This is a genomic window from uncultured Tateyamaria sp. (genome assembly GCF_947503465.1).
Classification (GTDB): domain Bacteria; phylum Pseudomonadota; class Alphaproteobacteria; order Rhodobacterales; family Rhodobacteraceae; genus Tateyamaria.
Map to the genome: position 1 here is coordinate 264,785 of NZ_CANNDN010000002.1, position 26,334 is coordinate 291,118.

Sequence of the window (26,334 nt, forward strand, 5' to 3'; positions counted from 1 at the left end):
TTACGCGTCGGGGGTGCCTGCGTCAATGGGTGCCGTGCGGCGGGTGCGCGCGCGGTGCAAAATGGCTGCAATCAACCCTGTCAGAACCAGCAGCACCCACGGCAAGTCGCCCGTGCGGCTGTAGAGCGTCGGAGCCCCGGGAGCGGGCAGGACGGCATCGACATACCCCGCCTCGTTCAGGCCCAGTGACGCGGTGATCCGCCCCCTGGGGTCGATCACGGCGGAGATGCCCGTGTTGGCCGCCCGGATCAGCGGAAGCCCCTGTTCGATGGCGCGCATCTGCGCATGCGCCAGATGCTGCTGCGGACCCGAACGCATGCCGAACCACGCGTCATTTGTCAGTTGCATCAGGAAATCGGGCCGCGTGGGGGCGGCGCCCACGTCATGGGCAAAGACCGCCTCGTAACAGATGAGCGGCAGCGCGGTGCCCAGCGGCCCCATGTCCAGCACTTGCGGGCCTGGCCCGCGCGCGTATCCGACATCTGCCCGCTCGGCGAGGGCCCGCACGCCCAGGCTGCGAAACAGGGCCGGCAGGGGCATGTATTCCCCGAACGGGACCAGGTGGTGCTTGTCGTAGGTCTGCCCGACCTGCCCCGCATCATCCAGCGCGACCAGGCTGTTGTAGTAGCGCCCCGAGGCGTCGCGTCGCTGGATCCCAAGCACAACGGGTGCGCCGCGTGCGGCATCGGCGATCACGTCAAAGGCGGGTTGGGCGTTCTCGAGAAGGTAGGGCAACGCCGTTTCGGGCCAGACGATCAGATCGGGCACGTCCCCGGCGGCGGTGAAGTCAATCTGGCGGTTGACGAAGACAGGGATGCGCGCGGGGTCCCATTTTTCGTCCTGCGGCGCGTTGGGCTGGATCAGGCGCACGGTCTGATCCGTGAGCGGCGCCGGTCCGGTGTCGAGCGGGCGCAGCATCAGACCGGCAAGGATCACCACGGGGATCACGGCCCAGGCCCCGCGCCGCGGCAGCGCCGCGGGTCCCGCGATCACGGCGCACATGGCGGCCATCAGACCGTGCGGCCCAAGCCACGCCAGCCCCTGGCCCGCAAGCGTGTGCACAAGCGCCTGTGGCGGTGTGGCCCATGGAAATCCGGTCAGCAGGTAGGCCCGCAACAGTTCGGCCCCCGTCCAGGCCACCACGAGCACCCAGACCCGGCCGCCTGCCCAGCGGGCAAAGGCCACGGCCCCGCCCCAGAACAGCCCCATGCCAAGCGCCAGCAGCACCAGCGCAAACGGGGCCATCCATCCGGTTGCGGCCGCATCGACCCGGAAAGGTTCCGTGATCCAGGTCATCGTCAGCCCGAAATACCCGGCCCCCAGGGCCAGCCCGAGCGCAAAGGCGCGCAGCGGCGCCGTGCCGACCCGCAGCGCCAGCACCCCGCCAAGAAGCGGCAGGACAATCGCCGGTGCAAAGAGAAACGGCGCATGCGCGCCCGCACCCGCCGCCCCGAAAGCAATTGCCAGAAGCACCTGCACCCAGAACGGCAAGGCCTGCAGGCGCGGGACAAGGGTCATTCAGCGGGCTCCGGCCCTTTCAGACGGACGCGCAGCCGCTTGATCCGGCGGGGGTCGGCATCGATGACCTCGAACTGGGCCCCGTCGGGGTGCAGCACCACCTCGCCGCGCGCGGGCACGCGGCCTGCCAGCATGAAGACGAGGCCGCCCAGCGTGTCGATCTCTTCTTCGTCCACGTCATCGTGGGTGGTCAGCGACACGCCGATCTCGGCCTCGAATTCCTCGAGCGGGGTCTTGGCCAGCGCAAGATAGCACCCCGTCTTTTCGCGGGTAAAGAGGATGCCCTCGTCCACGTCGTGCTCATCCTCGATCTCGCCCACGACTTGTTCGATCAGGTCCTCGATCGTGACCAGCCCGTCGACGCCGCCATATTCATCGATGACAAGCGCCATGTGCCGCCGTTCCGTCTGCATCTTGGTCAGCAGGACACCGATGGTCATCGAGGGCGGCACGAAGAGCAGCGGGCGCAGGCGCGCGCGCAGATCGAAATCCGCCCCGTCGCCGTTGAACCCGTGTTGCAGGGCGACATCCTTGAGGTGGGCAAAGCCGATGGGCGTGTCGAGCGTCCCCTCGAACACCGGCAGGCGGGTATAGCCGCTGTCCTTGAACACCTGCACCAATTCATCCAGCGACACGGTGTCGGGGACGGCGGTGATGTCCGCATTCGGTACTGCCACGTCCTCGACCCGGAGGCGCCGCAGGTTGATCATGCCGTGCGATTGCGGCCGGGGACTGGGTGTCTCGGGGGGGGTGGTGTCATTACCTGGCGGGCTGAGCGCGCCAATCACGCGCGACAGGAAACCACCACTTTGCGAAGGTTCGGTCGTGTCAGTGCCTGACTGCGCGCGCTGCGCCGCGTCAGACGATCCGTCGGTGTCGCCCATTGGCTCCTATCCAAGTCACATGCGGGGCATCGCCCCTTGATGGGCCTCAATATGGGTCAGGCAGGCCCAGTTTGCCAAGTATTTCGACCTCCAATGCCTCCATCCGCGTGGCGTCTGTGTCACTTATGTGGTCATAGCCCAACAGATGTAACGTTCCGTGAACCAGCAAATGGGTCACGTGATCGCCCATCGGCATGGCCCGGTCGGCGGCTTCGCGGGCGCAGGTGTCGTAGGCAATGGCGATGTCGCCAAGGCTGAGGGTGCCGCCGGGATCCGGTCGCGGCGCACGCGGGGCGGCGCCGTGTGCTGCGGCCGACAGATCCTCTTCGGGCCAGCTGAGGACGTTTGTGGGGGTGGGTTTGTCGCGGAAGTCGCCATTCAGACTGGCAATGCGTGCATCATCACAGGCCAGTACCGACAGTTCGGCAGGTCCGAGGCCCAGATGGTCGAGCGTTGCATCAATGGCGCGCCGTGCCAGTGCGGGAAGGTCTGCATCCTGCCAGCGGCTGTCTTCGATCAGGATGTCGATGTCGTGTGGCAGATGTCTGAACCGGGGGCCAGCCCCCGGACCCCCGGAGTTTACTTGGCAAAGTGAAAGAGGATCATTGCGCCTCCGTGTCCGCCTCGTAGGCTTCGATGATGGCGGCCACAAGCGGGTGGCGGACGACATCCTTGGATGTGAAGTAGTTGAAGCTGATGTTGGGAATGCTCTTGAGCAGGCGTTCCGCATCCCAGAGGCCCGATGCCACGCCGCGCGGCAGGTCGATCTGGGTGCGGTCCCCGGTGATCACCATGCGCGAGCCTTCGCCAAGGCGCGTCAGGAACATCTTCATCTGCATGGTGGTGGCGTTTTGCGCCTCGTCCAGCACCACGAAGGCGCGGCTGAGCGTGCGGCCGCGCATGAACGCGAGGGGCGCGATTTCGATGGTCTTTTCCTCTTTCAACTTGGCCAGTTGCTTGCCCGGCAGGAAGTCGTTCAGCGCATCGTAAAGCGGCTGCATGTAGGGATCGACTTTTTCCTCTTGGGTGCCGGGCAGGAAACCCAGCCGTTCGCCTGCCTCGACCGCGGGCCGGCAGAGGATGATCCGGTCCACATGGCCCGAGATGAACATCGACACACCCACGGCAACGGCAAGGTAGGTCTTGCCCGTGCCCGCGGGGCCGATGCCAAAGGCCATTTCATTGTCGAATAGCGACTGCACATAGGCCTTCTGCGCGTCCGTGCGCGGCTCAACCAGTTTCTTTCGGGTCTTGATTTCGATCCGGTTGCCGACCGCCATTTCCAATTGATCGCCCTGACGCGCGCCTGTCCCCACTTCGGATTGGCCCATGCGCAGCTCGCGATCGACATCTGCCGGTTCGACGTCCTTGCCGGTCTCAAGCCGCAGGTAGAGCGCGTTCAGCACGGCGCCCGCCCGTTTCTGGGCCCCGTCCTCCCCCAGCACCGCCAGCACATTTCCCCGTCGCACGATCTGCACGTCCAGCGCGGATTCTATCGCCGTCAAATGGCTGTCATAAGGGCCGCACAGGTCGATCAGCAGACGGTTGTCGGGAAATTCCAGGACCATCTCCTGGGACGGTTGGTCTAGGGTCAAATGCTGCTCCTTGAGTCTCGTTTCCTGATAGCGTCGCAAGTTCGCACAAGGGGCGCAACGGGCTGGGACGTGATTTCATGCAAATGAAACAAAAAAGGCCGGGGCGCTTGTGCGCTCCGGCCCCTGGATACGGCTGGGTGCGGGATCAGTTGGGGTCCCCGATCCGCGAACCACCCTTGAAGTCGCCCGCCGTGCGCGTGGGTTCGGCCACGCCCGAGCAGACCGGCTTGCCAAAGGGATCGAGCCGCGCGGACAGGTATCCCTCGACCCCGTCGTCGATGATCCAGTGGTCGCAGCCATTGGGATCCACCCAGATACCGGCCTGAAGCTGGCTGAGGTCCTTGCGGTCGGTGCCCCGGTCCACCGTCTTGTCCGGGGGCAGGCCATCACCACAGGCCGCCAGGGCCAATCCTGCGATCGCAAGCGGGACGAATTTCAACTTGGTCATGATACGCCCCTTACTGAATGCAGATGATTTCGACACGGCGATTGGCTGCCATGCCTTTGGCTGTGTTGTTGGGTTGCGCGGGCAGGCGTTCGCCATAGCCGCGCACATCCGCGATGCGGGCGCCCGACCGCTGTGCCACGGCTGCCACCGCATTGGCCCGGTTCAGCGACAGACGCAGGTTGTAGGCATCGCTGGCGCGGCTGTCGGTGTGACCGGTGATGATGAACGCCTGCGCGGTCGAGTTGCTGAAGAATTCGCTGAGGCGTTGCTGCCCTGCCGCATGAATGCGTGCGCTGTCCGTCTGGAAGAACTGGTCCGAGTTCATCACGCCGCACAGGTTGCCCCGGCGGCAGACCGGGATGCCCTTGCGGTTGACGTGCGGGGTCATGTAGCCCTCTGCCCCGTCATCCATCACCCAGTGTTCGCACCCATCCGGGTCGACCCAGATTGTCGGGATGTATTGTCCCTGGTCGCGCCCCTGTTGCGACCGCGTGTCGGTGCTGAACGTCTGCGCAGATACATCCGCCGCCATCAGCGACGTCAGTGCCACTGCGGTGGCAGCCGCGGTGGTCAGAAGCCTATCAACTGTTTTCGAAAAGAATTTCGCCACAGCCCTGTCCCTTTTTGTTGGTCCCCCGCAAGGATCACCAACATGCCCGGAAACAGGCCGACCCTCGCCACTCTGCGCAAAAGCGTAGGGAAAAATTAACGGTCTGTGAACCCGTTTTTACCAGATATTGTGCCTTAAATCGGCCCACTTACAATTGGGCCGGGCAATTTTGGCACGAATTGTCGGCAAAGCGTCGGATCAGTCGATCACACCGGCCAGGGAATTGGCTGCGGCCTCGACGATTCTGACTGGCGCGATGTCGCCGACCTTGACCGGGGCATCGTCCACGTGCACGGCGTGCAAATAGTCGCTTTTGCCACCCATCTGGCCAGGACGGCGCCCGGGTTTTTCGAACAGGACGTTGACCGTGCGGCCCACCATGCTGTCCTGAATGGCCCGCTGCTGGCGTGTGATCAGGGATTGCAGGCGTTGCAGGCGGTCGTCGGCCTGGGCCGGATCAACCTGCGCGCGTTCCGCGGCAGGCGTGCCGGGGCGGGTCGAGTATTTGAAGCTGTAGGCGTAGCCGTAATTCACTTCTTCCACCAGATCGAGCGTGGCCTGGAAATCCTCTTCGGTTTCTTCGGGAAAGCCCACGATGAAATCGCCCGACATCAAGATGTCGGGGCGGGCGGCGCGGATGCGTTCGATCAGGCGCAGATAGCTTTCGGCGGTGTGGCTGCGGTTCATCCGTTTCAGGATGCGGTCGCTGCCCGACTGCACGGGCAGGTGCAGGTAGGGCATCAGCTTGGAACAGGTGCCATGCGCCTCGATCAGGTCGTCGGTCATGTCATTGGGGTGGCTGGTGGTGAAGCGGATGCGTTCAAGCCCATCGACCTTGTCCAGATCCCAGATCAGCCGCGCCAGCGTATAGTCCGCCCCGTCGGGGCCGGCACCGTGATAGGCGTTGACGTTCTGGCCCAGCAGGGTGATTTCGCGCACGCCGCGTTCGACCAGATCGCGGGCTTCGGTCAGGATGCGGTCCACCGGACGGCTGACCTCGGCCCCGCGGGTGTAGGGCACCACGCAGAACGCGCAGAACTTGTCGCATCCTTCCTGCACCGTCAGGAACGCGGTGGGACCGCGTTGCGCCTTGGGACGGTTTTTTAGCTTTTCGAACTTGTCTTCCTCGGGGAAGTCGGTGTCGAGCGCCTTTTCGCCGGCCTGGGTCCTGGCCTCCATTTCGGGAAGGCGGTGATAGCTTTGGGGGCCGACCACCAGATCCACCATGGGCTGGCGGCGCATGATTTCCTGGCCTTCGGCCTGGGCCACGCACCCTGCCACGCCGATCTTGAGGTCCGGGTTCGCGGCCTTGAGCCCCTTGAACCGGCCCAGTTCGGAATAGACCTTTTCGGCGGCCTTTTCACGGATGTGGCAGGTGTTCAGCAGGATCATGTCGGCGTCATCGGGCGTCGACGTTTCGACATAGCCCTGCCCGCCCAGCGCTTCGGCCATGCGTTCACTGTCATAGACGTTCATCTGACAGCCATAGGTCTTGATAAAGAGCTTTTTGGGCGTCGACATGGGGCGCGGTCCCGAATGGTGCGGATGGAGAGCGCCGCTTACCAGCCCCACCCGCATCTTGCAATGCGGCGCCGATTAACCGAAATTTGACCGCAAGACCGCCACAAGGGGCACGACATGCAGTTCGACAGTCTGAGCAGTTTCATCGCCGACAAGGAGGCGGTTCCGAAAAAGGGGCCGGTGGCCGTTGTCCTGGCCGAAGATGATGTGGAACTGGAAACCACCCTGCGCCACCATCAACAGGCCGGGTTTGCGCATGTGATCGCGTTCATGCCCGAACGGTTCGGTCTGGCGCGCGACCTGCAGGACAGTGTCATTCGAATTGCCTGCAACACCTCGGCCCCCGATGCGCTGGAAACCGCCGTAAACGGAGTGATCGGGGCGGTGCCCGCCGGGACATGGATGTTCTACTGCTACAACGCCGAATTCCTGTTCCATCCCTTTTGCGAAACCCGGTCGGTGGGCGAAATGCTGGCCTTTCACACCGAAGAACGGCGCAATGCGATGCTGACCTATGTGGTCGACCTTTATGCCGAAGACCTGTGGGCCAACCCCAACGCGGTGTCGTTGGACGGCGCCCATCTGGACAAGTCGGGGTATTACGCGTTGGCCCGGCCCGGCGCGAACGGGCATCCCAAGGAACGGCAGCTGAACTTCTATGGCGGGCTGCGCTGGCGGTTCGAGGAACATGTGCCCGAAGCCCGGCGCAAGATCGACCGCATTTCGCTGTTCAAGACCAAGCCCGGCCTGAAGCTGCGCGACGATCACACCTTCAATGACGAAGAATACAACACCTTTGCCTGCGAATGGCACCACAACCTGACGGCTGCGATCTGTTCCTTCCGCACCGCCAAGGCGCTGAAGCTGAACCCCGGAAGCACCTTTGATATCGACACGTTCAAATGGCACAACTCTGCCCCGTTCGAATGGCATTCGCGCCAGCTTCTGGATCTGGGGCTTATGGAACCGGGCCAGTGGTTCTGAGGGTTACCCACGGGTAACCCCATGGAATATTAACACAAATTAAGAGATCGTTACCGCATCGCGCGGTGCGCGGCTTACATCCTGTCGGTCAGGTCGCGCACGGTTCTGGTGACCGTCGCTGCCGAGGTCTGGATCGCTTCGGACATGGCCTTGACCTCGGACGCGATGACGCCGAATGCGCGCCCGGCGTCACCCGCGCGCACCGCTTCGACGGACGCGTTCAGCGAAATCAGGCGCACCATCCTGCTGACCGAGGTGATGTCGGCCACCGCGGCGTCCGCCTTTGCGTGCATTTCCGCCGCATAGCGCACGCGGGTCTGTTCCTGATCCTCGACCTCGGCATTCAGGATGCCGAGCAGACCGACAATCTCGGGTCCGAGATGGGTCATGATGTAGTGGGACGTGTCCCGATGCACCTGTTTCAGCGACATGTGCCCGTCTGTCGCCACCGCCTGCAGGTCGTAAAGCATCCGCGCCGTCACCCGAAACGGGTCCGCCTTTTGCGGCGCGCGGTTCAGGCAGGCGCGAAACCACGCGAGCGCCTGTGGATCATAGTCGGGAATGTCCGCCGTCAGGTCGAAATACCGCATGACCTGTTCCAGACCGGCGCGCGCGCGTGCCATGTCCTCGATCACGCGGTCCCGATCATCGGGATCGTCCAGATGCGGCAGCAAGGCGCAATCATAGTTCAGCCACGTGCCCACGGCCCGAAATTCATGCGGAACAGCCGCAAGGGCCCGGCATTGCAATTGCAGGGCACGGGTCAGGGGCGCATCCGTCGCGTCCTGATCCGGACGATCAATGTCAAACACAGTGTCTCTCCAACAGGGTGCCTGCCACAGAGCTATGCAAAATGTCTTAGATGTTGGTAAAGGCCCGCGCCCTAACCCTTGCGGCGCAGTCGGATCACCACGTCGACCGACGCGATTTCCGCCCCGTCCGGTGCATCGGGCAGTTGCGCGATCACCAGTTGGTCCGATGGTGCATCGGTCAGCTTTGCCTCGTCTTCCCAGAAGAAGTGCGGGTGGTCGTGGGTGTTCGTGTCGAAATAGCTTTTCGATCCATCCACCGTCACCTCTTGCATCAGGCCCGCATCGCAGAAGGCGCGCAACGTGTTGTAGACCGTGGCCAGCGACACCGCTTCGCCCTGATCCTTGGCCGCCTCGAACAGGCTTTCTGCCGTGACATGGCGGTGCTGGCCGTCACCGATCAGCAATGCGGCCAGCGTGACCCGCTGTCGCGTGGGGCGAAGTCCGGCTCCGGAGAGCCAGGCGCTTCCTACATCGTGCTGCGTTTCCGTCATCGGGTCCTCGTAGCGTTACAGTACTTATAAAGGACCATCGTTTTGCAATTCAATCGCAAAACGGGATCGGTGCATTATGCCACACGTCCGAAAAAGCCCATCTGTTCTTGTGGCGTGAAGGCGCGACCCGGTGTGTCGTAATGCGACAGCACCGCCACGATCCGCGATGTGCCGGGCCCCACGGTCGATACCCTGTGGGCGGTGTTGACGCCCAGGAACACGTTCAGTGTCCCTGCGGCCTGCGTCAGTTGTGTCGGCGTGATCCGCCCTTCCAGCAGGTCCGCGATGCCCGCGTGATTGGGGTCATCCGTGCTGCGCAGATCCTTGGCATACTCAAAAAGCCCGCCCTCCGTCGCCTCTTGCAGCAGCAACGTGGTGGTGAATATGGAGCGGTCGAAATGCCAGTTCAACGCCTCGCCCGGGCGGTATTCAAGCACGTTCAGACCGGCCAGCGCATCGTCCATGATGTAGAGCTGATCCTTGTCCATGACCGCGGCAAGGAAGCCCGCAAAGTCGGGCCATTGGTAGATCTTGTCCAGCGCCGTGCCCCGCATCTGGTCGTGGCATAATGTGTGGTTGGCCGTTTCGACCTTGCGCAGCGCGGGGTCGTCAGGGGCCAGCCCGTCCACCGTATCCCTGAAGTAGATGTTGTGGGCCCGGCGGTGATGAAAGCTGTGGCGTGCCATGCGGGGGTGCACATGGTTCAATACGGTGGTCAGCGCCTCCTGCCGGATGAAACCGGGCAGGTTGAAAAGCCCGTCGCGCGCAAGCCCGGCCTTGGCGTGGGCCACAAGCGCATCCCACGCATCCGTATGGGGCTGGTGCAGGGGATAGCGGTCAAGGTCGATGATCTGGTCCATGCACAGGACCCTGCCCCAACGGCCCTGACCTGACAAGGGACCGGCCCGACCCTTGCACCCGTTGCCCGGCGGGTGCTAGAGGGGCCGAAACCCGGCGACGGGTCACGAGGCGCGAAAAACGAGGCGACAATGGCAGAGTACCCGACACATTTTGACAAGGACGATCTGTTGAAATGCGCCCGCGGCGAGCTTTTTGGCCCCGGCAATGCCCAACTGCCCGAACCGCCCATGCTGATGATGGACCGCATCACGGACGTGTCGGCCGATGGCGGTGCCCATGGCAAGGGCCATATCTTGGCCGAGTTCGATATCACGCCGGACCTGTGGTTCTTTGACTGCCATTTCCCCGGCAACCCGATCATGCCCGGCTGTCTTGGTCTGGACGGTCTGTGGCAATTGACCGGGTTCAACCTAGGTTGGCGCGGCTGGACCGGGCGCGGCTATGCCTTGGGTGTGGGCGAGGTCAAGCTGAAGGGCATGGTGCGTCCGGACCGCAAGATGCTGACCTATACGATCGACTTTACCAAGGCCGTGCAGACCCGTCGCCTGACGATGGGCGTGGCCGACGGCATCGTCGAGGCCGATGGCGAGGTCATCTATGAAGTGAAGGACATGAAGGTCGCGCTCAGCGAAAGCTGATCGCGCACTGATCTACTTGTTCGGAGCGGGCAGGACCGCGACGTCCTGATCCGCCGGGCAGAGCGCCGTTCCGTTCACATCGATGGTCTGGAAGGGTTCTTCCAACCACAAAAGGCAGATTTTGCGGTCCTTGCGTGCATTGTGATCTGCCACGATCTTGCCCAGCGTCCTTCGGACGGCCGCGACATCCTCGACGATGCGCGGGGGCGTGCGAAACGGCTCGCCTTGTGTCAGTTCCCTGAAGAAATTGTCCCAGTGGATCGGCACAACAGTCGTGGCCTGGACCGCGTCGACCGTTTCGGACCAGTAGGTTTCGATGAAGTTGGGATTGCCCCGTCCGGCCTCCCTTCGGTGCGCGGAATTCAGCCCCCCGATCCCAAGGAACACCGTGTCGGCCCGGTATCGGTCGGGCCACAGTTTTCCGGGCAGATAATTGCCGCCCGGAACGACCAGCACGGAACTGCGTCCGTTGCGGATCAGGAACGAGTAGTTTTCGTTCGCGAGAAAGTCACGCATGCGCTGGGGCGTCTTGAATCCGGGCCGCAATTCGCCGGGAAAGCGGTTGGGCCACCCGTGGGGCGTGTAGATGGCGGTGACGGTGTAATTGCCCACCCGGTACGTGCGTTCATCGTGCAGCAGCGTGAACTCGAGCGCCGGATCCCCGGCAGGCCGCCTGAACGCCTTTGCCACCGCGCGCGTGGACCTTGACCCAAAGACACGTGCCCCGAGCTTGTGCGCCACGAACCCGGCATCTAGGGCGTGATCGAAATGGGCATGCGCCACAAAGATGGCGGCGGCCGAGGTGACCCTGGCACTGTCCAGCGCGCGGTTCACCCGCCCCGTGTCGGTTTCGATCTTTATGCCCAGCGCATAGTTGTGCAGCCCCGGCCGGGACAGGAACCCGTCTGTCAGAATGACATCCGTGCCGTCGTCAAACACGATCGTGGTGTTGCCGAGAAACTGGGCCGTCATGTCGGCATGGGCCAACCTGGCCACGCATAGGACGGAGAGGACGAACAGCAGCGAAATGCGCCGCAGATGCGTGATCGAATACATCTGAGAAAGACCTTGGTGTGACGTGCATCCCACTAGAACGGACCCTGTGACCTGACGCAATGCTGACGTGATCCGGAGCAGGTTTTGCGCTTCAATTTCAACATCGAAACCGGTGATTGTCGGGCAAGAGCGCCGCATACCGCCTTGCGCCCCCGGTCCCCGCCGTCCTACATACGCGTGATCCAACCCAAGGAGTGCGCGCGTGCGTCGCGTCAAACCAGAGGTTTGCACATGAAAAGAGTCGTCGTGACGGGCCTTGGCATCGTCTCATCCATCGGAAACAACGCGGACGAGGTTCTGGCCTCGCTCAAATCCGGGACATCCGGGATCGAAGCCAGTGCCGAGATGGCCGAGCACGGTTTTCGCAGTCAGGTGGCGGGGACCATCGATCTGGATGTCAAAGAGCTTGTGGACAAGCGCGCCCTGCGCTTCATGGGGCCCGGAGCCGCCTATGCCCACATCGCAATGACCCAGGCGATTGCGGATGCGGGCCTCGAGGAAAGCGACATCGTGAACCCGCGCACCGGTCTGGTGGCCGGGTCCGGCGGGCCGTCTACGTCCGCCATGCTGACCGCGCATCAGACAGTGTTGAAGACCGGCGCGACCAAGCGCATCGGTCCCTTTGCGGTGCCGAAGTGCATGTCGTCGACCATCAGCGCGAACCTGGCAACCGGGTTCCGCATCAAAGGCATCAACTATTCCATCACGAGCGCCTGTTCGACCTCGCTGCATTGCATCGGCAACGCTGCGGAACAGATCATGCTGGGCAAGCAGGACGTGATGTTTGCCGGTGGCGCGGAAGAACTGGACTGGACCCTGTCGTGCCTGTTTGACGCGATGGGGGCGATGTCGTCCAAGTACAACGACACCCCGGCGCGGGCCAGCCGCGCCTTTGACGCCGACCGCGACGGGTTCGTCATCTCTGGCGGTGGTGGTATCGTGGTGCTGGAAGAGCTTGAGCATGCCCGCGCACGCGGCGCCAAAATCTACGCCGAAGTCACAGGCTATGCCGCCACGTCCGACGGTCATGATATGGTGGCCCCGTCGGGCGAAGGCGGCGAACGGGCGATGCGGGCCGCCCTTGAAACCCTGCCCGAAGGGCGCACCGTCAGCTACATCAACGCGCATGGCACCTCGACCCCGGTGGGGGACGTGGGAGAGATCGAAGCCGTGCGCCGCGTCTTTGGCGAAGGCACAACCCCGCCCGTCAGTTCCACGAAGTCGATGACCGGCCACGCCCAGGGCGCGGCGGGCGCGCTTGAGGCGATCTTCAGCCTGCTGATGCTTGACAACGACTTTATCACGCCGTCCATCAACGTCGAAACGCTTGATCCGGCCCTTGATCCGGCCGAGATCGCGACCCAGATGCGGGCCGATGCCGGTCTTGATTCGGTCATGACCAACTCGTTTGGCTTTGGCGGCACCAATGGATCGATGATCCTTTCCAGATTTCACGGGTAAGAATTGAGTATGACGGGATTGCTTGCAGGAAAACGCGGCCTTGTGATGGGAGTCGCAAATGACCGGTCCATTGCGTGGGGTATTGCCAAGGCATTGCACGAGGCCGGGGCGGACCTGGCGTTCAGCTATCAGGGCGAGGCCTTTGGCAAACGGCTGGAGCCGCTGGCCGCCAGCGTCGGATCCGACTTCATGGTGGATGTCGATGTCACCGACGACGCGTCGCTGGATGCCGCGTTCGAGGCCTTGGAAGCCCGTTGGCCCACGATTGACTTCCTGATCCATGCCATCGCGTTTTCGGACAAGTCCGAACTGACCGGCCGGTTCCTGAACACCAGCCGCGCCAACTTCAAGCATTCGATGGATATTTCGGCCTATTCCTACATCGAAGTCGCCCGCCGCGCGCATCCGATGATGGTGGACAATGGCGGGTCCCTGATCACGCTGACCTATCTGGGATCGAACCGTGTCGTGCCCAATTACAACGTGATGGGCGTGGCCAAGGCCGCGCTCGAATCCGCCACCCGCTATCTGGCGAACGATCTGGGACCGGACGGTATTCGCGTGAATGCCATCTCGCCCGGGCCGATGAAGACGCTGGCCGGGTCGGCCATTGCCGGGGCCCGCAAGACCTACAAGCACACCGACCAGAATGCGCCCTTGCGGTCAAACGCGACGCTTGAGGCCGTGGGGGGTACGGCTGTGTACCTGTGTTCCGATGCGGGCGCCTGCACCACGGGCGAGATCATTCGCGTCGATGGCGGGTTCCACGTTCTGGGGATGCCGCAACCGGATCACCTGTAGCCCTCGTTTCCACCTCGCCGCTGCGCCTGCGTGTCACATCCAGGACAGCTTGCGCCCGAGGTATGCCTCAAGCCGCGCGTTGTACGGCGCAAAAAGATCACGCAATTCGGCTTCTTCCTGAGCGGACACGCCGCCGCGCGCGTGTGCGTTTTCTTGCCGTGTCGAATCAACACGCAGACCGGGCACGCAAAGAAAGTCCGTTACCTGATCCACGACGCTTTGTGGGCTGTCGCAGAGATCCTGGAAATCGAGCACCAGGAATCGATCCTTGGGGAACAGTTTTGTCCATGTCTGTAACTGGTCGATGTAGTGCCCGCGCCGGACGTAACTGAACCATTTTAGTTCCGGGCTATGCACCAAAGCGCGTGTCTTGACCTGCGCATACAGCTTGTCGGTCCGCGATGACTCCAGGCCTATGGCCTCTGCAAACGGGAGAGTCTCGCGACGGGTGCGCAGCATGTGATGGTAATGCGACACACATCGGTCGACCGGATCGCGCAGGATGATCAGGAACTTCGCGTCCGGTAACGTGGCCTGCACGCGGTAGCCTGTATCAGGTTCGAACAGATAGGCCGGTGTGGTTTCAAAACATATCCGGCCTTGCGCTGCATCAAAATGACCAGCGTACCAAGGCAGCCCTTTCAGGAAATGCTGGTTGAAAAAGTGCAGTTCTTTTGGGTGCGGCGCAAACAGATCCGGGTGCGATGCAAGATGCGCGTGCAGGGTGGTTGTGCCGGACTTCATGGCCCCAAGGATCAGAAAAGTGGGCAGCGTCCAGTCAGAGGCAAGGGTGTTGCACCTTTCAATCTCCTGCTCGATCTTTTGCGCGATGCTCATCTGCGCTCCTGCTTGATGAAAGCTTTAACTGCAGATGCGCAACACATCCCAGCTCGACAAAGATGTGGCGCGTTTCGATCCTTTTAGCCATCCATTAACGGAAATGTCCCACACTTTGCCAAAGTATCGCCCGTTTGACCTGATAGGCCAGACACCATGTCAAAGGAACGCCTTGATCCAGAGCGCCACGCGCGCATCCTGAACCGCCGCGCCGCGCGCGCGCGCCGGTCCAAATGGCTGGGACGGCTGTTGTTTTCAATGTCCGGCATGGGCCTGCTTTTGCTGTTGCGGATGAACCCCGGCATTGTCGAAGATGTCGTGGCGCTGGCCCATGACGTGCCGCCACGCACGCAAACAGCCAGCTTTGACGCACCACAAAGCGTGAATGTCCGACAGATGCCCGGCGATGCCGTCCCCGTGCGCCGTGGTGGCACCCTGCCCCAGGCGACCCGCGCGCCGGATGATACGCAGGCGCAGGCCGATGCCGTCGCGCGCACGCTGCGCGCCCTCAATCCGGGCGGGTGACGGGACGGGGGGTGGGGCGTCGTTCCGCGCAAGCCGGAACGCGCGTCAGCCAGCGTCGATGGACACGATCTCGAAATCGAAAACGAGGTCCTTGCCAGCCAGTGGGTGATTGGCGTCCAGCATGACCTCTTCCTCGCCAATCTCAACCACCATCACGGGCATCGGTTGCCCTTGTGGTGTCTGCATCTGCAATTGCAGGCCAACTTCCAGCGGGATGTCCTCGGGGATTGCGTCGCGCGGCACGCCTTGACGCAATGCGGGGTTGAGCGGCCCATAGGCATCCGCGCAGGCGATATTCACCTGCTTCTTTTCACCCTGGGTCATACCTGGCAAGGCGGCGTCCAATCCGGGAATGATCTGACCCGACCCCACGACGAATTCCAGAGGGTCCCGCCCATCCGAACTGTCAAAGACGGAGCCATCCAGCAAAGTCCCTGTGTAATGGATGCGCACCGTGTCGCCGTCCTTGATTGCTGTCATGGTTCCTCTCCCAACATGATCGTCTACACGACGAGTGCCCCACCCTGCCTGTCCGCGCCAGTAGGGTAAACCCCACCTCTGCCCTTTTCGTCGGGCCCGCCCCGTGCCAGTCTGCGCCCAAAGGAGTGTGCCATGCCCATCACCACCTGTATCTTCGACGCCTATGGCACACTGTTCGACGTGGCCGCCGCCGCCCGCATTGCCGCCGCCGAGCCCGATTTCCCGCGATTGAAAGACACCTGGCCCGCCGTGGCCGAACACTGGCGTCTGAAGCAACTGCAATACACGTGGCTGCGCGCCATCACCGGCGCGCACACGGATTTTTGGGAGGTCACCCAAGACGGTCTGGACTGGGCGCTCGACCGCAATGGGCTGGGCGATGACACGGCGCTGCGCGCGCGTCTTCTGGCGCTCTATTGGGAATTGCAGCCCTATCCGGAGGTGCCTGCCATGCTGCATGCCCTCAAGGGTCAGGGTTTGAACACCGCGATCCTGTCCAACGGCTCGCCCGACATGCTGAACGGCGCGGTGCAGTCCGCAGGCATCGGGAATGTCTTGGACGACTGCCTGAGCGTCGAAAGCGTGGGCATCTTCAAGCCGGATGCGCGGGTCTATGACCTGGTGGGGACACGGTTCGACTGCACGCCGGACCAGGTGCTGTTCGTATCCTCGAACGGCTGGGATGCGGCAGGGGCCTCCGGGTATGGCTTTGTCACCGCCTGGGTCAACCGCGCACAAGAGCCTGTGGACCGCCTGCCCTGGACACCCGCGCACATCCTGCCGGACCTGACCGGTATTCCGGGACTTGCTGCCGCATGAGCACGTTCCAGACGTCCGATGGGTTGACCCTGTACTTCGAGGACGCGGGCGAAGGCCTGCCGCTGTTGTGCCTGCCGGGGCTGACGCGCACGACACGAGACTTCCAGTATGTGACCCCCCATTTGCCCCCCTGCCGGCTGATCAAGATGGACTATCGCGGGCGCGGCCAGTCGCAATGGGATCCGACCTGGCAAACCTACAGCCTGCCTGTCGAGATACGCGATGTGATGGAGTTGATGGATCACCTGTCGCTGGCGTCCGTCGCCATTCTGGGCACGTCGCGCGGCGGGTTGAACGCCATGGGACTGGCCGCCGCCGCGCCCGAACGTGTGCTGGGTGCGGCATTGAATGACGTGGGCCCCGAATTGGATGCGGACGGATTGGCGGGCATCATGGCCTATCTGGGTCGTCGCCCGGCGGCCCGCACGCATGCCGAGGCTGCGGCGGCTCTGCCCCATGTCCTCAAAGGGTTCAGGGACGTGCCGCCAGAGCGTTGGCTGCACGAGGCAAGGACGCATTTTGTCGAAACGGAAAACGGGCTGGACATCACCTATGACCCGCGCCTGCGCGACGCGGTCGAGGCAGGCGGCGCGGTGCCGGACCTGTGGCCCTTCTTCGATGCGCTTGCAGGCAAACCCCTTGCCCTGATCCGGGGGGCCGGGTCCGACTTGCTGCGGGCCGAGACGGCCCGAAAGATGCAGGACCGCCGCCCCGACATGGTCTATGCCGAGGTGCCGGGACGCGGGCACGTACCGTTCCTGGATGAACCTGCCGTCGTGAACGCCATACGCACGTGGATGGGAATGCTGACGTGAACATCGAGATGATCCGCGCCGCCGCCACGCGGCTGAACGGCCATGCGCGCGTGACACCGCTGCTGAACACGCCCTTTCTGGACGATATTGCGGGTCGTCGTGTCTGGATCAAACCCGAATGCCTGCAGCATACGGGCAGTTTCAAGTTCAGGGGGGCATGGTCTGCGGTGTCGGCGCTGGACGCCGCCACCCGCAGCGCCGGTGTCATCGCCTTTTCCAGCGGCAATCACGCCCAAGGCGTCGCCCTGGCCGCGCAGTTGCACGGGGTGGCGGCGGTGATCGTGATGCCCAGCGACGCCCCTGCCCTGAAGATCGAAAACACGCGGGCGTTGGGGGCCGAGGTCGTGCTGTACGATCGCAGCACCGGAGACCGCGATGCGATCGGCGCACAATTGGCCCAGGACCGCGGTCTGACCCTGATCAAACCCTTTGACGAGCCGCTGGTGATTGCCGGCCAGGGCACCACCGGCCTTGAGATTGCGCAGCAGGCCGCCGCCGTGGGTGTGGTGGCCGCCGACGTGATCGTGTGCTGCGGCGGCGGCGGACTGACCAGCGGCATCGCCCTTGCCCTTGAGGCCGACGCGCCGGGTCTGCGGGTGCGCCCGGCCGAACCCGAAGGGTTTGATGACGTGGCCCGGTCGCTGCGCTCCGGCGGGATCGAACGCAACACCGCGACCTCGGGCAATATCTGCGACGCGATCATCACGCCGCAGCCGGGCAACCTGACCTTTCCCATCATGCACCGGCTGTGCGGTCCCGGGCTGGTCGTCGGCGAAGACGAGGCCTTGTACGCCATGGCGCAGGCATTCCTGCGCCTCAAGCTTGTAGCCGAACCCGGCGGTGCGGTGGCCCTTGCTGCCGCCCTGTGTCGGCAGGACCAGATAGAGGGGGATGACGTGATCGTCACGATTTCAGGCGGAAACGTGGACCCAGACATCTTCCAACGCGCATTGGATTTACCTGCATGACCGACTTCACCATCGCCAGTTTCAACGTCAAGAACCTGATTGGCCCCGATCAGGAATACTACCGTTTTCAACAGTATACGCCCGAGGAATACGCCTGGAAGGTCGATTGGCTGTCCGAAAAGGTGCAGACCATGGACACCGACATCGTGGGCTTTCAGGAGATTTTCGAGGAACGCGCCCTGCGCGATGTCATCGCGGCCGCCGATGCCGAAGGTATGGCCGACAACGCCCAGCACATTCCCGGCCCGGACAAGCGATATCGCCGCAAGGCCATCTTTCGCAAACTGGCCTACCGCCCCTACACCGATGCGGCGCTGGCCGTCGCACCCAATGCAAATGATGGTGGTCCGGGCCAGCGTCGCCCCGGCGTCGCGATCCTGTCGCGCTTTGGGTTTGTCGGCGCACCGGAGGTCATTCAGGATCTGCCGCACCCTGTCGACATCGACTTTGGCCCGATGGGCCCGGATGGCGGCGGCAGCTTTCGACTGACCCGGCTGAGCCGCCCGATCCTGAAAGTGCGTGTGCCCGTGGGCCAGCACGTGATCACCGTTTTCAATTGTCACTTGAAATCCAAACTGGGCGAGTACCTGCGTCCCGCAGGTGCGCCGTTTCCGCCCGAGGTCGATCTGACACGCTATGATGCCGTGGGCCGCGCGTTGGGCGGTGTCCGGTCCGCCTTGCGCCGGATGGCCGAGGCCTGGGTTCTGCGCCGCGCCATCGTCGCGGAATTGCAGGCCGGGCATCCGGTCATGGTCATGGGCGATTTCAATGACGGCGAACATGCCGTAAGCTCCGAGATCATCAGCGGCGAACACCCGTTCAAGAATTATGCCTGGATGCTGCGCCATGACGCCGAAACCCCGCGCGACCGGTACTCTGAAGACGAAGATGCCCAGATCCGCACGGACATCGAGGCCGTGCGCCTGCATTCCGCCGAAAAGCAGTTCATCCGCAAATCAACGCGCGACATGGTCTATACGGCTGCGTTTGGTGGCGTGTATGAAAGCATCGATCAGATCTTTATGTCGCGCCACTTTCTGGCTGACGCACCGGAAAGCATTGGGCACATGGACTATTTCAGCGTGTTGAACGATCATTTGACCGATGGCAGCCATGCCGAGGCGCCCTACAACAAGCTGGCCTCGGATCACGGGCAGATCATCGCGCATATGCGACTGAAGGATTAAGCAAAATGCACATGGCAGATCTGGGCGACGTCCGCCTGCACTACCGCATCGACGGGCCGGACGATGGCGCGCCGGTCGTGTTCGTGAACTCTCTGGGTACGGATATGCGGTTGTGGGACCCGATCCTGTCTATGCTGCCCGCAGGCCTGCGCATCCTGCGCTTTGACAAGCGCGGACACGGCCTGTCGACATGTCCGCCTGCGCCATATTCCATGGGTCAGCTGGTCAGTGACTGTGAACAGATGATGGACATGCACGGGTTCAAGGATGCGATGTTCGTGGGCCTGTCCATCGGCGGCATGATCGCCCAGGGCCTGGCCGTCAAGCGCCTGGACCTGATGCGCGCGATGGTGCTGTCCAACACGGGTGCCAAGATCGGCACCAAGGAGATGTGGGCAGACCGCATTCAGGACGTGAACACCGGTGGCATAGAAAAGCTGGCCGATGCCGTCATGGACCGCTGGTTTTCCCGCGACTTTCACCACGGGGTGGAATTGGAGCTGTGGCGCAACATGCTGACCCGGCAGGACGACGAAGGCTATGCCGGATGCTCTGCCGCGATCTCGGGCACCGATTTCTTTACCACCACGGCCAAGCTGCGCCTGCCGACCCTGGGCATTGCGGGGTCCGAAGACGGGTCGACACCGCCCGACGTGGTGCGTGAAACCGTCGACCTGATCCCCGGCAGCCGGTTCCACTTGATCCGCAAGGCGGGCCACCTGCCCTGCGTCGAACAGCCCGAGGAATACGCCTGCGTGCTGACCGATTTCATGGTCGCGACCCGGCATATCTGATCGATGGCGGCTTCGGTCTTTTCCTCGTCGCTTTATGCGCAACTGTTCCCGACGGGCGAGGTCGGGCGGCTGTGGTCCGACAGCGCCGAAGTGCGCGCGATGCTGCTGGTGGAGGGGGCCCTTGCCAAGGTGCAAGGCGCGCAAGGGATGATCCCGGACCTGAGCGCGGCGTTTATTCACAGGTCATCGCTGGAGGTGCAGATTGATCCGGCGGGATTGGCCGATGCGACGGGGCGGAACGGTGTCAGCGTGCCCGCCCTCGTGGCCGAATTCCGCAAGGCGATGGAGGCCCCGGAACATGCGCAATTCGCCCATTGGGGGGCGACAAGCCAGGACATTATCGACACCGCCCTGATGCTGCGTATGCGCCAGACATTGGCGGTGCAGCGGGACACGCTGGTCACATTGCTGAAGACGTTGGGTGCGCAGGCCAGCACCCATGCCGCAACACCGATGGTCGCGCGCACGTATGGTCAGCATGCGACGCCCACAAGTTGGGGCAGCGTGCTGGCGCAATGGGGGCACCCGTTGGCAGACGCGCTGGACGATCTTTCGCGCGTACAGGAGGCATCTTTGTGGGTCTCTCTCAGCGGTGCGTCTGGCACGGCTTCAGCCCTTGGACCAAAGCCGGATGCAACGCGCGCGGCCTTGGCAGACGCGTTGAACCTGAACGATCCGGGGCGCAGCTGGCATACGGACCGTGGTCCGGTATTGCGCATTGCCGACTGGATGGGCCGGGTTGTCGCAACGCTGGCGGGCATGGGCGACAGCGCCGTGGCGCTGGCCGCGACCGACTGTCAGGACCTGACCCTTGGCGCGGCGGGATCGTCATCGACCATGCCACAGAAACACAACCCGGTCGGACCGTCGGCGCTGGTGGCTTTGGGCCACCAGGTGGCGGGGCTGCGCGCCTCGTTGCAGGCAGCGGCGGCGCATCAACATCAGCGCGACGGGGCGGCGTGGTTCACCGAATGGATGGTGCTTCCGCAGATTGCCCTGTCCTGCGCGGCGGCGATCAACCTGGCCCACGTCATGGTGCGGGACTGGTCACCCGACGTGGACGCCATGGCCGCCAAATTTGACGGTCTGGGCGGGGCACATGCCGAGGCACTGAGCTTTGCGCTGGCCGCCAAGATGCCCCGACCAGAGGCGCAAGAAGCCACCAAGGTGTTGATCGCCGAGGCCATGGCACAGCGGCAATCGCTGGCCGATATTGCCCGCGCAGCCCATCCCGATCTGCCCCGGGACCTGTTTGACCCGGCGTCCCAGATGGGCACCGCCCCTGCGCACGCACGCGCCTTTGCCCAGAGGGTAGCCGCCCTGTGAAGCTGCCCATCGTCTTCATCCTGTTGACGGTGATGATCGACGCCATGGGCATCGGCCTGATCGTGCCCGTGATGCCCGACCTGATCCAGGAGGTGCGCGGCATGGGGATCGGCACCGCGGCCCTGTGGGGCGGGGTTCTGTCGACCAGTTTCGCCGCCATGCAGTTCCTGTTCGGCCCTTTACTGGGTGCGCTGTCCGACAGGTATGGTCGTCGCCCGATCCTGTTGGTGTCGTTGGTGGTGCTGGCGCTGGACTATCTGGTGATGGCCGTGGCCGGCACCATCTGGCTGCTTCTGGCCGGGCGCGTCGTCGGGGGCATCACCGCGGCCACCCAGTCCACGGCCAACGCTTACATGGCTGACATTTCAAAGCCCGAGGAGAAGGCCGCCAATTTCGGGTTGATCGGCGCGGCATTCGGCCTTGGATTTGTCGCGGGCCCCGCCCTGGGCGGATTTCTGGCCGAATACGGCACCCGCGCGCCGTTTTATGCGGCGGCGGCATTGGCCGCGGGAAATGCCGTCTTCGGTTATGTCGTGCTGAAGGAAACCGTAGATGACCGCATTCGCCGCCCCTTCGCCTGGTCGCGCGCCAATCCTTTTGGGCTGTTCAAGCACCTGGGCAGGTTGCCGGGTCTTGGACCGCTCTTGCTGGTCTTCTTCATCTACCAGGTCGCGTTTACCGTCTATCCGGCGGTCTGGGCCTACTATACGTCCGAACGCTTTGACTGGTCACCGGGTATGGTTGGTCTGTCTCTGTCCCTGTTCGGCATTGCGATGGCGCTGGTGCAGGGCGGGTTGATCCGGCCCATGCTGCGCCTGATGGGCGAACGCGGTGCCGTGATTTACGGGCATGTGGCGGATGTGGGGGTGTTCCTGCTGATCGGATTTGTCAGCTCGGGCACCTGGCTTCTGATCCTGACGCCTCTGGCCGCCTTGCCTGCCGTCATCACCCCTGCGTTGCAGGGCATCATGTCCAAGGCGGTGGGTGACGACGAACAGGGTGAATTGCAGGGGGCGCTGGTGTCTATCTCTGCCCTGGCCATGATCCTGTCCCCCTTGCTGATGACATCCACGTTCTACACGTTCACCAAGCCCGAGACGTCCGTTTACCTGCCGGGTGCCCCCTTCCTTCTGGCAGCGGTTCTGATCGCCATTGCCCTGATGGTTTTTGTCCGAAGCGGAGGCGCAGGCAGATCACCCGACGTCAGCGGATCATCTGCGCCATAAGGGCGTCGTTTTCCGACTTGCCTGTGCGCCTGCGCTGCGCCACCGTCCGGGGCAAGACAATGGAAGGGACGGATATGCAAACCATCAAAGCCGCCGTGTGCCACGACTTTGGCGCGCCCCTCGTGGTCGAGGATATCCTGATCCGTGCACCCGAGATGGGCGAGGTCGAAGTGACGCTGGACGCGGTTGCCATCTGTCATTCGGACATTTCCTTTGCCGAAGGGGCCTGGGGCGGCAGCCTGCCTGCGGTATACGGGCACGAGGCGGCGGGGATTGTCAGCGCGGTGGGCCCCGGCGTCACGGGGCTGGCCGAAGGCGACAGCGTGGTCGTGACTCTGATCCGTGCCTGCGGCACCTGCCCGTCCTGCGCCAGCGGCAAACCGACGGTATGCGAGACGCCCTATGACGGCGACAAGGGCCCGATCCGTACGGCCGAGGATGGCAAGCTGCATCAGGCCATGGCCTGCGGCGCCTTTGCCGAGAAGGTCGTCGTGGACCAGAAGCAGTTGGTGAAAATCCCGGCAGACATGTCCAAGGAGGCCGCGAGCCTGATCGCCTGCGGCGTGATCACCGGCGTCGGGGCCGTGGTGAATGCGGCGGGTCTGCGCGCCGGGCAGGATGTTGTGGTCATCGGTGCGGGCGGCGTCGGGTTGAACGCCATTCAAGGTGCCCGGATCGCCGGTGCGCGCCGCATCGTGGCCGTCGACATGACCGAAGAAAAACTGGAAGACGCCAAGGCCTTTGGCGCAACCCATGGCGTACTGGCAACCGGCGCGTCGCCCTGGCGGTCCAGCTACAAGGCGCTGGGTGGCAAGGGGGCCGAGGCGGTGATTGTCACCGTCGGGGCCGTCCCGGCCTATGCGCAAGCGCCCAGGTATCTGGGCAACGGCGGCAAGGTCATCATGGTCGGCATGCCCCATTCCGGGGCCAAGGCAGAGTATGAACCCGTCATCCTGGCCGCGACCGGTCAGGGCATGGTCGGATCGAAGATGGGAGACGTCGTGATCCAGCGCGACATTCCATGGATGGTCGACCTGTATCAGCAGGGGCGATTGCAACTGGACAGCCTGATTTCGGGCCGTTGGTCGCTGGACCAGATCAACGACGCCATCGCCGACACCAAGACCGGCACGGCACGGCGGAACGTCATCCTGTTCGACAGGTAGAAGGGGGCCAGCCCCGCCCTGCGCCGCCGCCGCCCAGTATTTTTTTAAACGGAAAAGAGGGACCAAAGATGCAACTGAAGGACCTCGATATCATCGTGACCGCCCCGCCTGCGCCGGGTTGGGGTGGGCGGTACTGGTGCCTTGTCAAGGTGACGACCGACACCGGGATTGTGGGATGGGGCGAATGCTATGCCTCGTCCGTGGGGCCGGATGCCATGCGCGCCGTGATCACGGACGTGTTTGAACGGCACATGGCGGGCGAAAACCCCGAGAACGTCGAACTGATGTTTCGCCGCGCTTATTCCTCGGGCTTTACCCAGCGGCCGGATCTGACAGTCATGGGGGCGTTTTCCGGGCTCGAGATTGCATGCTGGGACATTCTGGGCAAGGCACGCGAGCGGCCCGTATGGGCGCTGTTGGGCGGAAAGATGAATGACCGCATTCGCGCCTATACCTATCTTTATCCCCTGCCCCATCACGGGCTGGACGCGTTCTGGACCTCGCCCGTGTTGGCGGCGGAGGCCGCGCTTGACTGTGTGGACCGTGGCTATACCGCGGTAAAGTTTGACCCGGCGGGCCCTTACACTCTGCGCGGGGGTCACATGCCGGGGATGCGCGACATCTCGCAATCCGTCGCGTTCTGCAAGACCATCCGCGAGGCGGTGGGCGACAGGGCCGATCTGCTGTTTGGCACGCATGGGCAGTTCACCACCGCAGGGGCGATCCGTTTGGGCCAGGCACTGGAACCCTATTCCCCGCTCTGGTTCGAAGAACCCATTCCGCCGGACGCCGTTGAGGAGATGGCCAAGGTGGCCCGTGCGGTGCGTATCCCGGTGGCAACAGGCGAACGGTTGACCACCAAGGCCGAATTCGCGCCTGTCCTGCGCAGCGGGGCCGCGACGATCCTGCAACCGGCTCTGGGCCGCGCGGGCGGTATCTGGGAGATGAAGAAGGTGGCCGCCTTGGCCGAGGTTTATAACGCACAGATGGCCCCGCATCTGTACGCGGGACCGGTGGAATGGGCGGCCAACGTCCATCTGGCCACTTCCATCCCCAACCTGCTGATGTGCGAAACAATCGAAACACCGTTTCATGACCAGTTGATCAAGGGCAGCATCCGCGTCGAGAACGGGTTCATCACGCCCCCCGAAGCGCCCGGGCTGGGTATAGAAGTGGACGAAGACCTGGCGCGCGCGCACCCCTACACCGGTGATGGTCTGCACCTGCAGATGCAGGAGGCGCCCTGCGATTACGAACGTGGCAACAGCTTTGAAGGCGGTGCGCCTGCGCCGCGTGACTAGCGGATCAGGCGCACTGCTGCGACCGCGACATCGGCGTCCATCTCGCGTCCGATGGCCAGGATGCCGATGCGCCGCAATCCCGCTGGATCGAAAACCGCCTCAGTCCGATGCGGCTTGAATGCAGTGAACGGCAGGTCGATGGTGGTCCACACGGCGGGCGCCGTGAACGTGGTCCGAAAGGACTGCCACGGCCGGGTAAGCGCATCGGTGCGCAGCCTCAGGTCATACTCCGCGCCATTGCCAAAAACATCAAGCGCGATACCGGTGTAACCGCTTGCGTCAAAGGGTTCGCCCCCTGCCAGATCAAAGGCGATCTGCACAAAGCCGCCATTGTTGTCGAGCGACACGGTGCCAGTCAGCCGCGTCGCCGCGCGCCCGGCCAGCGCAACTTCCCGCGCCTGCCCGCGCGACACACCGCCCATCACCGTGTCGGCCACATACTCCCATTCGGGGGTCAGTTCGAAATCATCCGCCATGACAGGCTGACATAGCAGCGCAACGGCGATTGCCCAGCGGATCACGTGCGCGCAGCCTCGAACGCGGCCCAGACGGTTTCGAACTGTTCAAAGTCAATCTGCTTGCCCTTCACCGCATCAAATACGATCTTTTCCGACCGCATCAGCGTGGCGATGGCATCCGCCAGCGCCGGGATCACATCCGCAGGGACCACCACGGCCCCGTGCCGGTCGGCATGCACCAGATCACCCGGGCGGATGTCGAGCCCGTGGATACGCACCGGCTGGTCATAGTCGATCACATGTACAAAACCGTGGCTGGGGCCGATGGACCCGGCCACCACCGGATACCCGTCCGCCAGATCACCAAGGTCCCGCATCACCCCATCCGTCAGCGTTCCGGCCAGGCCAAACGCCTTGTGGATATTGGTGTTCACCTCGCCCCAATAGGCACCGATGGCATTTGGCACGTCGAGGTCCTGCACCACGCAAACGGACGGGCGCGGGCCTTCTGACATGTACCTGTAGTAGGCCATGCGCCGCGCCTTGATCACGTCCGGGGCCTCGGTCGGCGGGGCAAGCGCGCGGATGCGGGCCGTGCGCGCATAGCCGACGATCACCCCATCCGGATCGGAGGCAAGCATCGTACCACGGGTAAACGCGTTGAACCCCCGCTTGCCCTGCGCAACTTCGATGGCGTTGCAGACCGTGGGGGTGTCGACCGACCGCAAAAGGTCGTGCAGGGCGTTGTCCAT

29 protein-coding genes are annotated in these 26,334 nt (G+C 63.5%); 14 read left to right on the forward strand and 15 right to left on the reverse strand.

Annotated features, from left to right (window positions below):
* The 7 genes from lnt to miaB form a co-directional block, all read right to left on the reverse strand.
* Nucleotides 1-1,518, reverse strand: a complete 1,518-nt coding sequence (lnt, locus tag Q0844_RS13885; protein ID WP_299045870.1) for an apolipoprotein N-acyltransferase — start codon at nucleotides 1,516-1,518, stop codon at nucleotides 1-3.
* Nucleotides 1,515-2,402, reverse strand: a complete 888-nt coding sequence (locus Q0844_RS13890; protein WP_299045872.1) for a hemolysin family protein — start codon at nucleotides 2,400-2,402, stop codon at nucleotides 1,515-1,517. The genes lnt and Q0844_RS13890 overlap by 4 nt, the downstream gene beginning before the upstream one ends.
* A gap of 46 nt (nucleotides 2,403-2,448) precedes the next feature.
* Nucleotides 2,449-2,943: an rRNA maturation RNase YbeY gene (ybeY, locus tag Q0844_RS13895; RefSeq protein WP_299046777.1), complete on the reverse strand. Its 495-nt coding sequence runs from the start codon at nucleotides 2,941-2,943 to the stop codon at nucleotides 2,449-2,451.
* A 61-nt stretch (nucleotides 2,944-3,004) separates the two neighbouring features.
* Nucleotides 3,005-3,970: a PhoH family protein gene (locus tag Q0844_RS13900; protein WP_299046779.1), complete on the reverse strand. Its 966-nt coding sequence runs from the start codon at nucleotides 3,968-3,970 to the stop codon at nucleotides 3,005-3,007.
* A 172-nt stretch (nucleotides 3,971-4,142) separates the two neighbouring features.
* On the reverse strand, nucleotides 4,143-4,445 hold the full coding sequence (locus tag Q0844_RS13905) for a hypothetical protein (RefSeq protein WP_299045875.1): 303 nt from the start codon (nucleotides 4,443-4,445) through the stop codon (nucleotides 4,143-4,145).
* 10 nt (nucleotides 4,446-4,455) lie between these two features.
* Complete coding sequence (locus Q0844_RS13910) at nucleotides 4,456-4,977, reverse strand: OmpA family protein (RefSeq protein WP_299046780.1); 522 nt, start codon at nucleotides 4,975-4,977, stop codon at nucleotides 4,456-4,458.
* Nucleotides 4,978-5,253: 276 nt separating this feature from the next.
* On the reverse strand, nucleotides 5,254-6,576 hold the full coding sequence (miaB, locus tag Q0844_RS13915; protein ID WP_299045877.1) for a tRNA (N6-isopentenyl adenosine(37)-C2)-methylthiotransferase MiaB: 1,323 nt from the start codon (nucleotides 6,574-6,576) through the stop codon (nucleotides 5,254-5,256).
* A 117-nt stretch (nucleotides 6,577-6,693) separates the two neighbouring features.
* Here miaB and Q0844_RS13920 point away from each other — a divergent pair, with 117 nt between their 5' ends.
* Nucleotides 6,694-7,560: a hypothetical protein gene (locus Q0844_RS13920; RefSeq protein WP_299045880.1), complete on the forward strand. Its 867-nt coding sequence runs from the start codon at nucleotides 6,694-6,696 to the stop codon at nucleotides 7,558-7,560.
* 74 nt (nucleotides 7,561-7,634) lie between these two features.
* Here Q0844_RS13920 and Q0844_RS13925 read toward each other — a convergent pair whose 3' ends face one another.
* The 3 genes from Q0844_RS13925 to Q0844_RS13935 form a co-directional block, all read right to left on the reverse strand.
* Nucleotides 7,635-8,372, reverse strand: a complete 738-nt coding sequence (locus Q0844_RS13925) for a methyl-accepting chemotaxis protein (RefSeq protein WP_299045881.1) — start codon at nucleotides 8,370-8,372, stop codon at nucleotides 7,635-7,637.
* A gap of 71 nt (nucleotides 8,373-8,443) precedes the next feature.
* Complete coding sequence (gene irr, locus Q0844_RS13930) at nucleotides 8,444-8,863, reverse strand: Fur family transcriptional regulator Irr (protein ID WP_299045884.1); 420 nt, start codon at nucleotides 8,861-8,863, stop codon at nucleotides 8,444-8,446.
* Between the two features lie 74 nt (nucleotides 8,864-8,937).
* The gene (locus Q0844_RS13935; RefSeq protein ID WP_299045887.1) at nucleotides 8,938-9,723 is read right to left on the reverse strand and encodes a 2OG-Fe(II) oxygenase; all 786 of its coding nucleotides are present in this window, start codon (nucleotides 9,721-9,723) and stop codon (nucleotides 8,938-8,940) included.
* Between the two features lie 129 nt (nucleotides 9,724-9,852).
* Between Q0844_RS13935 and fabA the strand changes: the two genes are divergently transcribed.
* Nucleotides 9,853-10,362, forward strand: coding sequence for a bifunctional 3-hydroxydecanoyl-ACP dehydratase/trans-2-decenoyl-ACP isomerase (gene fabA, locus Q0844_RS13940; protein WP_299045890.1), 510 nt, complete (start codon nucleotides 9,853-9,855; stop codon nucleotides 10,360-10,362).
* 12 nt (nucleotides 10,363-10,374) lie between these two features.
* Here the strand turns inward: fabA and Q0844_RS13945 are convergent, their stop codons facing one another.
* On the reverse strand, nucleotides 10,375-11,418 hold the full coding sequence (locus Q0844_RS13945; protein WP_299045893.1) for an MBL fold metallo-hydrolase: 1,044 nt from the start codon (nucleotides 11,416-11,418) through the stop codon (nucleotides 10,375-10,377).
* Between the two features lie 231 nt (nucleotides 11,419-11,649).
* Here Q0844_RS13945 and fabB point away from each other — a divergent pair, with 231 nt between their 5' ends.
* The gene (gene fabB, locus Q0844_RS13950) at nucleotides 11,650-12,879 is read left to right on the forward strand and encodes a beta-ketoacyl-ACP synthase I (RefSeq protein WP_299045896.1); all 1,230 of its coding nucleotides are present in this window, start codon (nucleotides 11,650-11,652) and stop codon (nucleotides 12,877-12,879) included.
* 9 nt (nucleotides 12,880-12,888) lie between these two features.
* Nucleotides 12,889-13,680, forward strand: a complete 792-nt coding sequence (locus Q0844_RS13955) for an enoyl-ACP reductase (protein WP_299045897.1) — start codon at nucleotides 12,889-12,891, stop codon at nucleotides 13,678-13,680.
* Nucleotides 13,681-13,713: 33 nt separating this feature from the next.
* On the opposite strand, the gene Q0844_RS13960 is transcribed toward Q0844_RS13955, so the two are convergent.
* Entirely contained in the window at nucleotides 13,714-14,517 is an 804-nt protein-coding gene (locus Q0844_RS13960; RefSeq protein WP_299045900.1) for a sulfotransferase, read from the reverse strand.
* 156 nt (nucleotides 14,518-14,673) lie between these two features.
* Between Q0844_RS13960 and Q0844_RS13965 the strand changes: the two genes are divergently transcribed.
* The gene (locus Q0844_RS13965; RefSeq protein ID WP_299045902.1) at nucleotides 14,674-15,042 is read left to right on the forward strand and encodes a hypothetical protein; all 369 of its coding nucleotides are present in this window, start codon (nucleotides 14,674-14,676) and stop codon (nucleotides 15,040-15,042) included.
* 45 nt (nucleotides 15,043-15,087) lie between these two features.
* Here the strand turns inward: Q0844_RS13965 and Q0844_RS13970 are convergent, their stop codons facing one another.
* Nucleotides 15,088-15,522, reverse strand: coding sequence for a peptidylprolyl isomerase (locus tag Q0844_RS13970; protein ID WP_299045905.1), 435 nt, complete (start codon nucleotides 15,520-15,522; stop codon nucleotides 15,088-15,090).
* Between the two features lie 132 nt (nucleotides 15,523-15,654).
* Between Q0844_RS13970 and Q0844_RS13975 the strand changes: the two genes are divergently transcribed.
* The 9 genes from Q0844_RS13975 (at nucleotide 15,655) to Q0844_RS14015 (ending at nucleotide 25,124) form a co-directional block, all read left to right on the forward strand.
* The gene (locus tag Q0844_RS13975) at nucleotides 15,655-16,341 is read left to right on the forward strand and encodes a haloacid dehalogenase type II (protein ID WP_299045907.1); all 687 of its coding nucleotides are present in this window, start codon (nucleotides 15,655-15,657) and stop codon (nucleotides 16,339-16,341) included.
* Nucleotides 16,338-17,156, forward strand: coding sequence for an alpha/beta hydrolase (locus Q0844_RS13980; protein WP_299045909.1), 819 nt, complete (start codon nucleotides 16,338-16,340; stop codon nucleotides 17,154-17,156). Before Q0844_RS13975 ends, Q0844_RS13980 begins: the two co-directional genes overlap by 4 nt.
* Nucleotides 17,153-18,124 carry a threonine/serine dehydratase gene (locus tag Q0844_RS13985; protein ID WP_299046783.1) on the forward strand — a complete coding sequence of 324 codons (972 nt, stop codon included), beginning with the start codon at nucleotides 17,153-17,155 and terminating at the stop codon, nucleotides 18,122-18,124. The genes Q0844_RS13980 and Q0844_RS13985 overlap by 4 nt, the downstream gene beginning before the upstream one ends.
* Entirely contained in the window at nucleotides 18,121-19,311 is a 1,191-nt protein-coding gene (locus Q0844_RS13990; protein WP_299045911.1) for an endonuclease/exonuclease/phosphatase family protein, read from the forward strand. Before Q0844_RS13985 ends, Q0844_RS13990 begins: the two co-directional genes overlap by 4 nt.
* A gap of 5 nt (nucleotides 19,312-19,316) precedes the next feature.
* Complete coding sequence (gene pcaD / locus Q0844_RS13995) at nucleotides 19,317-20,105, forward strand: 3-oxoadipate enol-lactonase (RefSeq protein WP_299045913.1); 789 nt, start codon at nucleotides 19,317-19,319, stop codon at nucleotides 20,103-20,105.
* Between the two features lie 3 nt (nucleotides 20,106-20,108).
* Nucleotides 20,109-21,431, forward strand: a complete 1,323-nt coding sequence (locus Q0844_RS14000; RefSeq protein WP_299045915.1) for a lyase family protein — start codon at nucleotides 20,109-20,111, stop codon at nucleotides 21,429-21,431.
* A complete protein-coding gene (locus Q0844_RS14005) occupies nucleotides 21,428-22,657 on the forward strand; it encodes a TCR/Tet family MFS transporter (protein WP_299045918.1) in 1,230 nt (409 codons plus the stop codon). The genes Q0844_RS14000 and Q0844_RS14005 overlap by 4 nt, the downstream gene beginning before the upstream one ends.
* Before the next feature lie 74 nt (nucleotides 22,658-22,731).
* On the forward strand, nucleotides 22,732-23,823 hold the full coding sequence (locus tag Q0844_RS14010) for an alcohol dehydrogenase catalytic domain-containing protein (protein ID WP_299045921.1): 1,092 nt from the start codon (nucleotides 22,732-22,734) through the stop codon (nucleotides 23,821-23,823).
* A 68-nt stretch (nucleotides 23,824-23,891) separates the two neighbouring features.
* Entirely contained in the window at nucleotides 23,892-25,124 is a 1,233-nt protein-coding gene (locus Q0844_RS14015) for a mandelate racemase/muconate lactonizing enzyme family protein (RefSeq protein ID WP_299045924.1), read from the forward strand.
* Here the strand turns inward: Q0844_RS14015 and Q0844_RS14020 are convergent.
* Both Q0844_RS14020 and Q0844_RS14025 read right to left on the reverse strand, forming a co-directional pair.
* The gene (locus Q0844_RS14020; protein ID WP_366523009.1) at nucleotides 25,121-25,645 is read right to left on the reverse strand and encodes a CIA30 family protein; all 525 of its coding nucleotides are present in this window, start codon (nucleotides 25,643-25,645) and stop codon (nucleotides 25,121-25,123) included. The genes Q0844_RS14015 and Q0844_RS14020 overlap by 4 nt on opposite strands.
* On the reverse strand, nucleotides 25,642-26,334 hold the full coding sequence (locus Q0844_RS14025) for an RraA family protein (protein ID WP_299045927.1): 693 nt from the start codon (nucleotides 26,332-26,334) through the stop codon (nucleotides 25,642-25,644). The genes Q0844_RS14020 and Q0844_RS14025 overlap by 4 nt, the downstream gene beginning before the upstream one ends.

Bases quoted from the DNA above. Each gene is read 5' to 3' on its own strand.
- Q0844_RS13955 (WP_299045897.1), top strand. From the start codon at position 12,889: ATGACGGGATTGCTTGCAGGAAAACGCGGCCTTGTGATGGGAGTCGCA.
- Q0844_RS13910 (WP_299046780.1), bottom strand. From the start codon at position 4,977: ATGGCGGCGGATGTATCTGCGCAGACGTTCAGCACCGACACGCGGTCG.
- Q0844_RS13990 (WP_299045911.1), top strand. From the start codon at position 18,121: ATGACCGACTTCACCATCGCCAGTTTCAACGTCAAGAACCTGATTGGC.
- Q0844_RS14010 (WP_299045921.1), top strand. From the start codon at position 22,732: ATGCAAACCATCAAAGCCGCCGTGTGCCACGACTTTGGCGCGCCCCTC.
- Q0844_RS13975 (WP_299045907.1), top strand. From the start codon at position 15,655: ATGCCCATCACCACCTGTATCTTCGACGCCTATGGCACACTGTTCGAC.
- miaB (WP_299045877.1), bottom strand. From the start codon at position 6,576: ATGTCGACGCCCAAAAAGCTCTTTATCAAGACCTATGGCTGTCAGATG.
- Q0844_RS13920 (WP_299045880.1), top strand. From the start codon at position 6,694: ATGCAGTTCGACAGTCTGAGCAGTTTCATCGCCGACAAGGAGGCGGTT.
- Q0844_RS13945 (WP_299045893.1), bottom strand. From the start codon at position 11,418: ATGTATTCGATCACGCATCTGCGGCGCATTTCGCTGCTGTTCGTCCTC.
- Q0844_RS13935 (WP_299045887.1), bottom strand. From the start codon at position 9,723: ATGGACCAGATCATCGACCTTGACCGCTATCCCCTGCACCAGCCCCAT.
- Q0844_RS13890 (WP_299045872.1), bottom strand. From the start codon at position 2,402: ATGGGCGACACCGACGGATCGTCTGACGCGGCGCAGCGCGCGCAGTCA.
- Q0844_RS13900 (WP_299046779.1), bottom strand. From the start codon at position 3,970: ATGGTCCTGGAATTTCCCGACAACCGTCTGCTGATCGACCTGTGCGGC.
- fabA (WP_299045890.1), top strand. From the start codon at position 9,853: ATGGCAGAGTACCCGACACATTTTGACAAGGACGATCTGTTGAAATGC.
- Q0844_RS14025 (WP_299045927.1), bottom strand. From the start codon at position 26,334: ATGGACAACGCCCTGCACGACCTTTTGCGGTCGGTCGACACCCCCACG.
- Q0844_RS13965 (WP_299045902.1), top strand. From the start codon at position 14,674: ATGTCAAAGGAACGCCTTGATCCAGAGCGCCACGCGCGCATCCTGAAC.
- Q0844_RS14000 (WP_299045915.1), top strand. From the start codon at position 20,109: ATGGCGGCTTCGGTCTTTTCCTCGTCGCTTTATGCGCAACTGTTCCCG.
- Q0844_RS13980 (WP_299045909.1), top strand. From the start codon at position 16,338: ATGAGCACGTTCCAGACGTCCGATGGGTTGACCCTGTACTTCGAGGAC.
- Q0844_RS13970 (WP_299045905.1), bottom strand. From the start codon at position 15,522: ATGACAGCAATCAAGGACGGCGACACGGTGCGCATCCATTACACAGGG.
- Q0844_RS13905 (WP_299045875.1), bottom strand. From the start codon at position 4,445: ATGACCAAGTTGAAATTCGTCCCGCTTGCGATCGCAGGATTGGCCCTG.
- irr (WP_299045884.1), bottom strand. From the start codon at position 8,863: ATGACGGAAACGCAGCACGATGTAGGAAGCGCCTGGCTCTCCGGAGCC.
- fabB (WP_299045896.1), top strand. From the start codon at position 11,650: ATGAAAAGAGTCGTCGTGACGGGCCTTGGCATCGTCTCATCCATCGGA.
- lnt (WP_299045870.1), bottom strand. From the start codon at position 1,518: ATGACCCTTGTCCCGCGCCTGCAGGCCTTGCCGTTCTGGGTGCAGGTG.
- Q0844_RS14015 (WP_299045924.1), top strand. From the start codon at position 23,892: ATGCAACTGAAGGACCTCGATATCATCGTGACCGCCCCGCCTGCGCCG.
- pcaD (WP_299045913.1), top strand. From the start codon at position 19,317: ATGCACATGGCAGATCTGGGCGACGTCCGCCTGCACTACCGCATCGAC.
- Q0844_RS13960 (WP_299045900.1), bottom strand. From the start codon at position 14,517: ATGAGCATCGCGCAAAAGATCGAGCAGGAGATTGAAAGGTGCAACACC.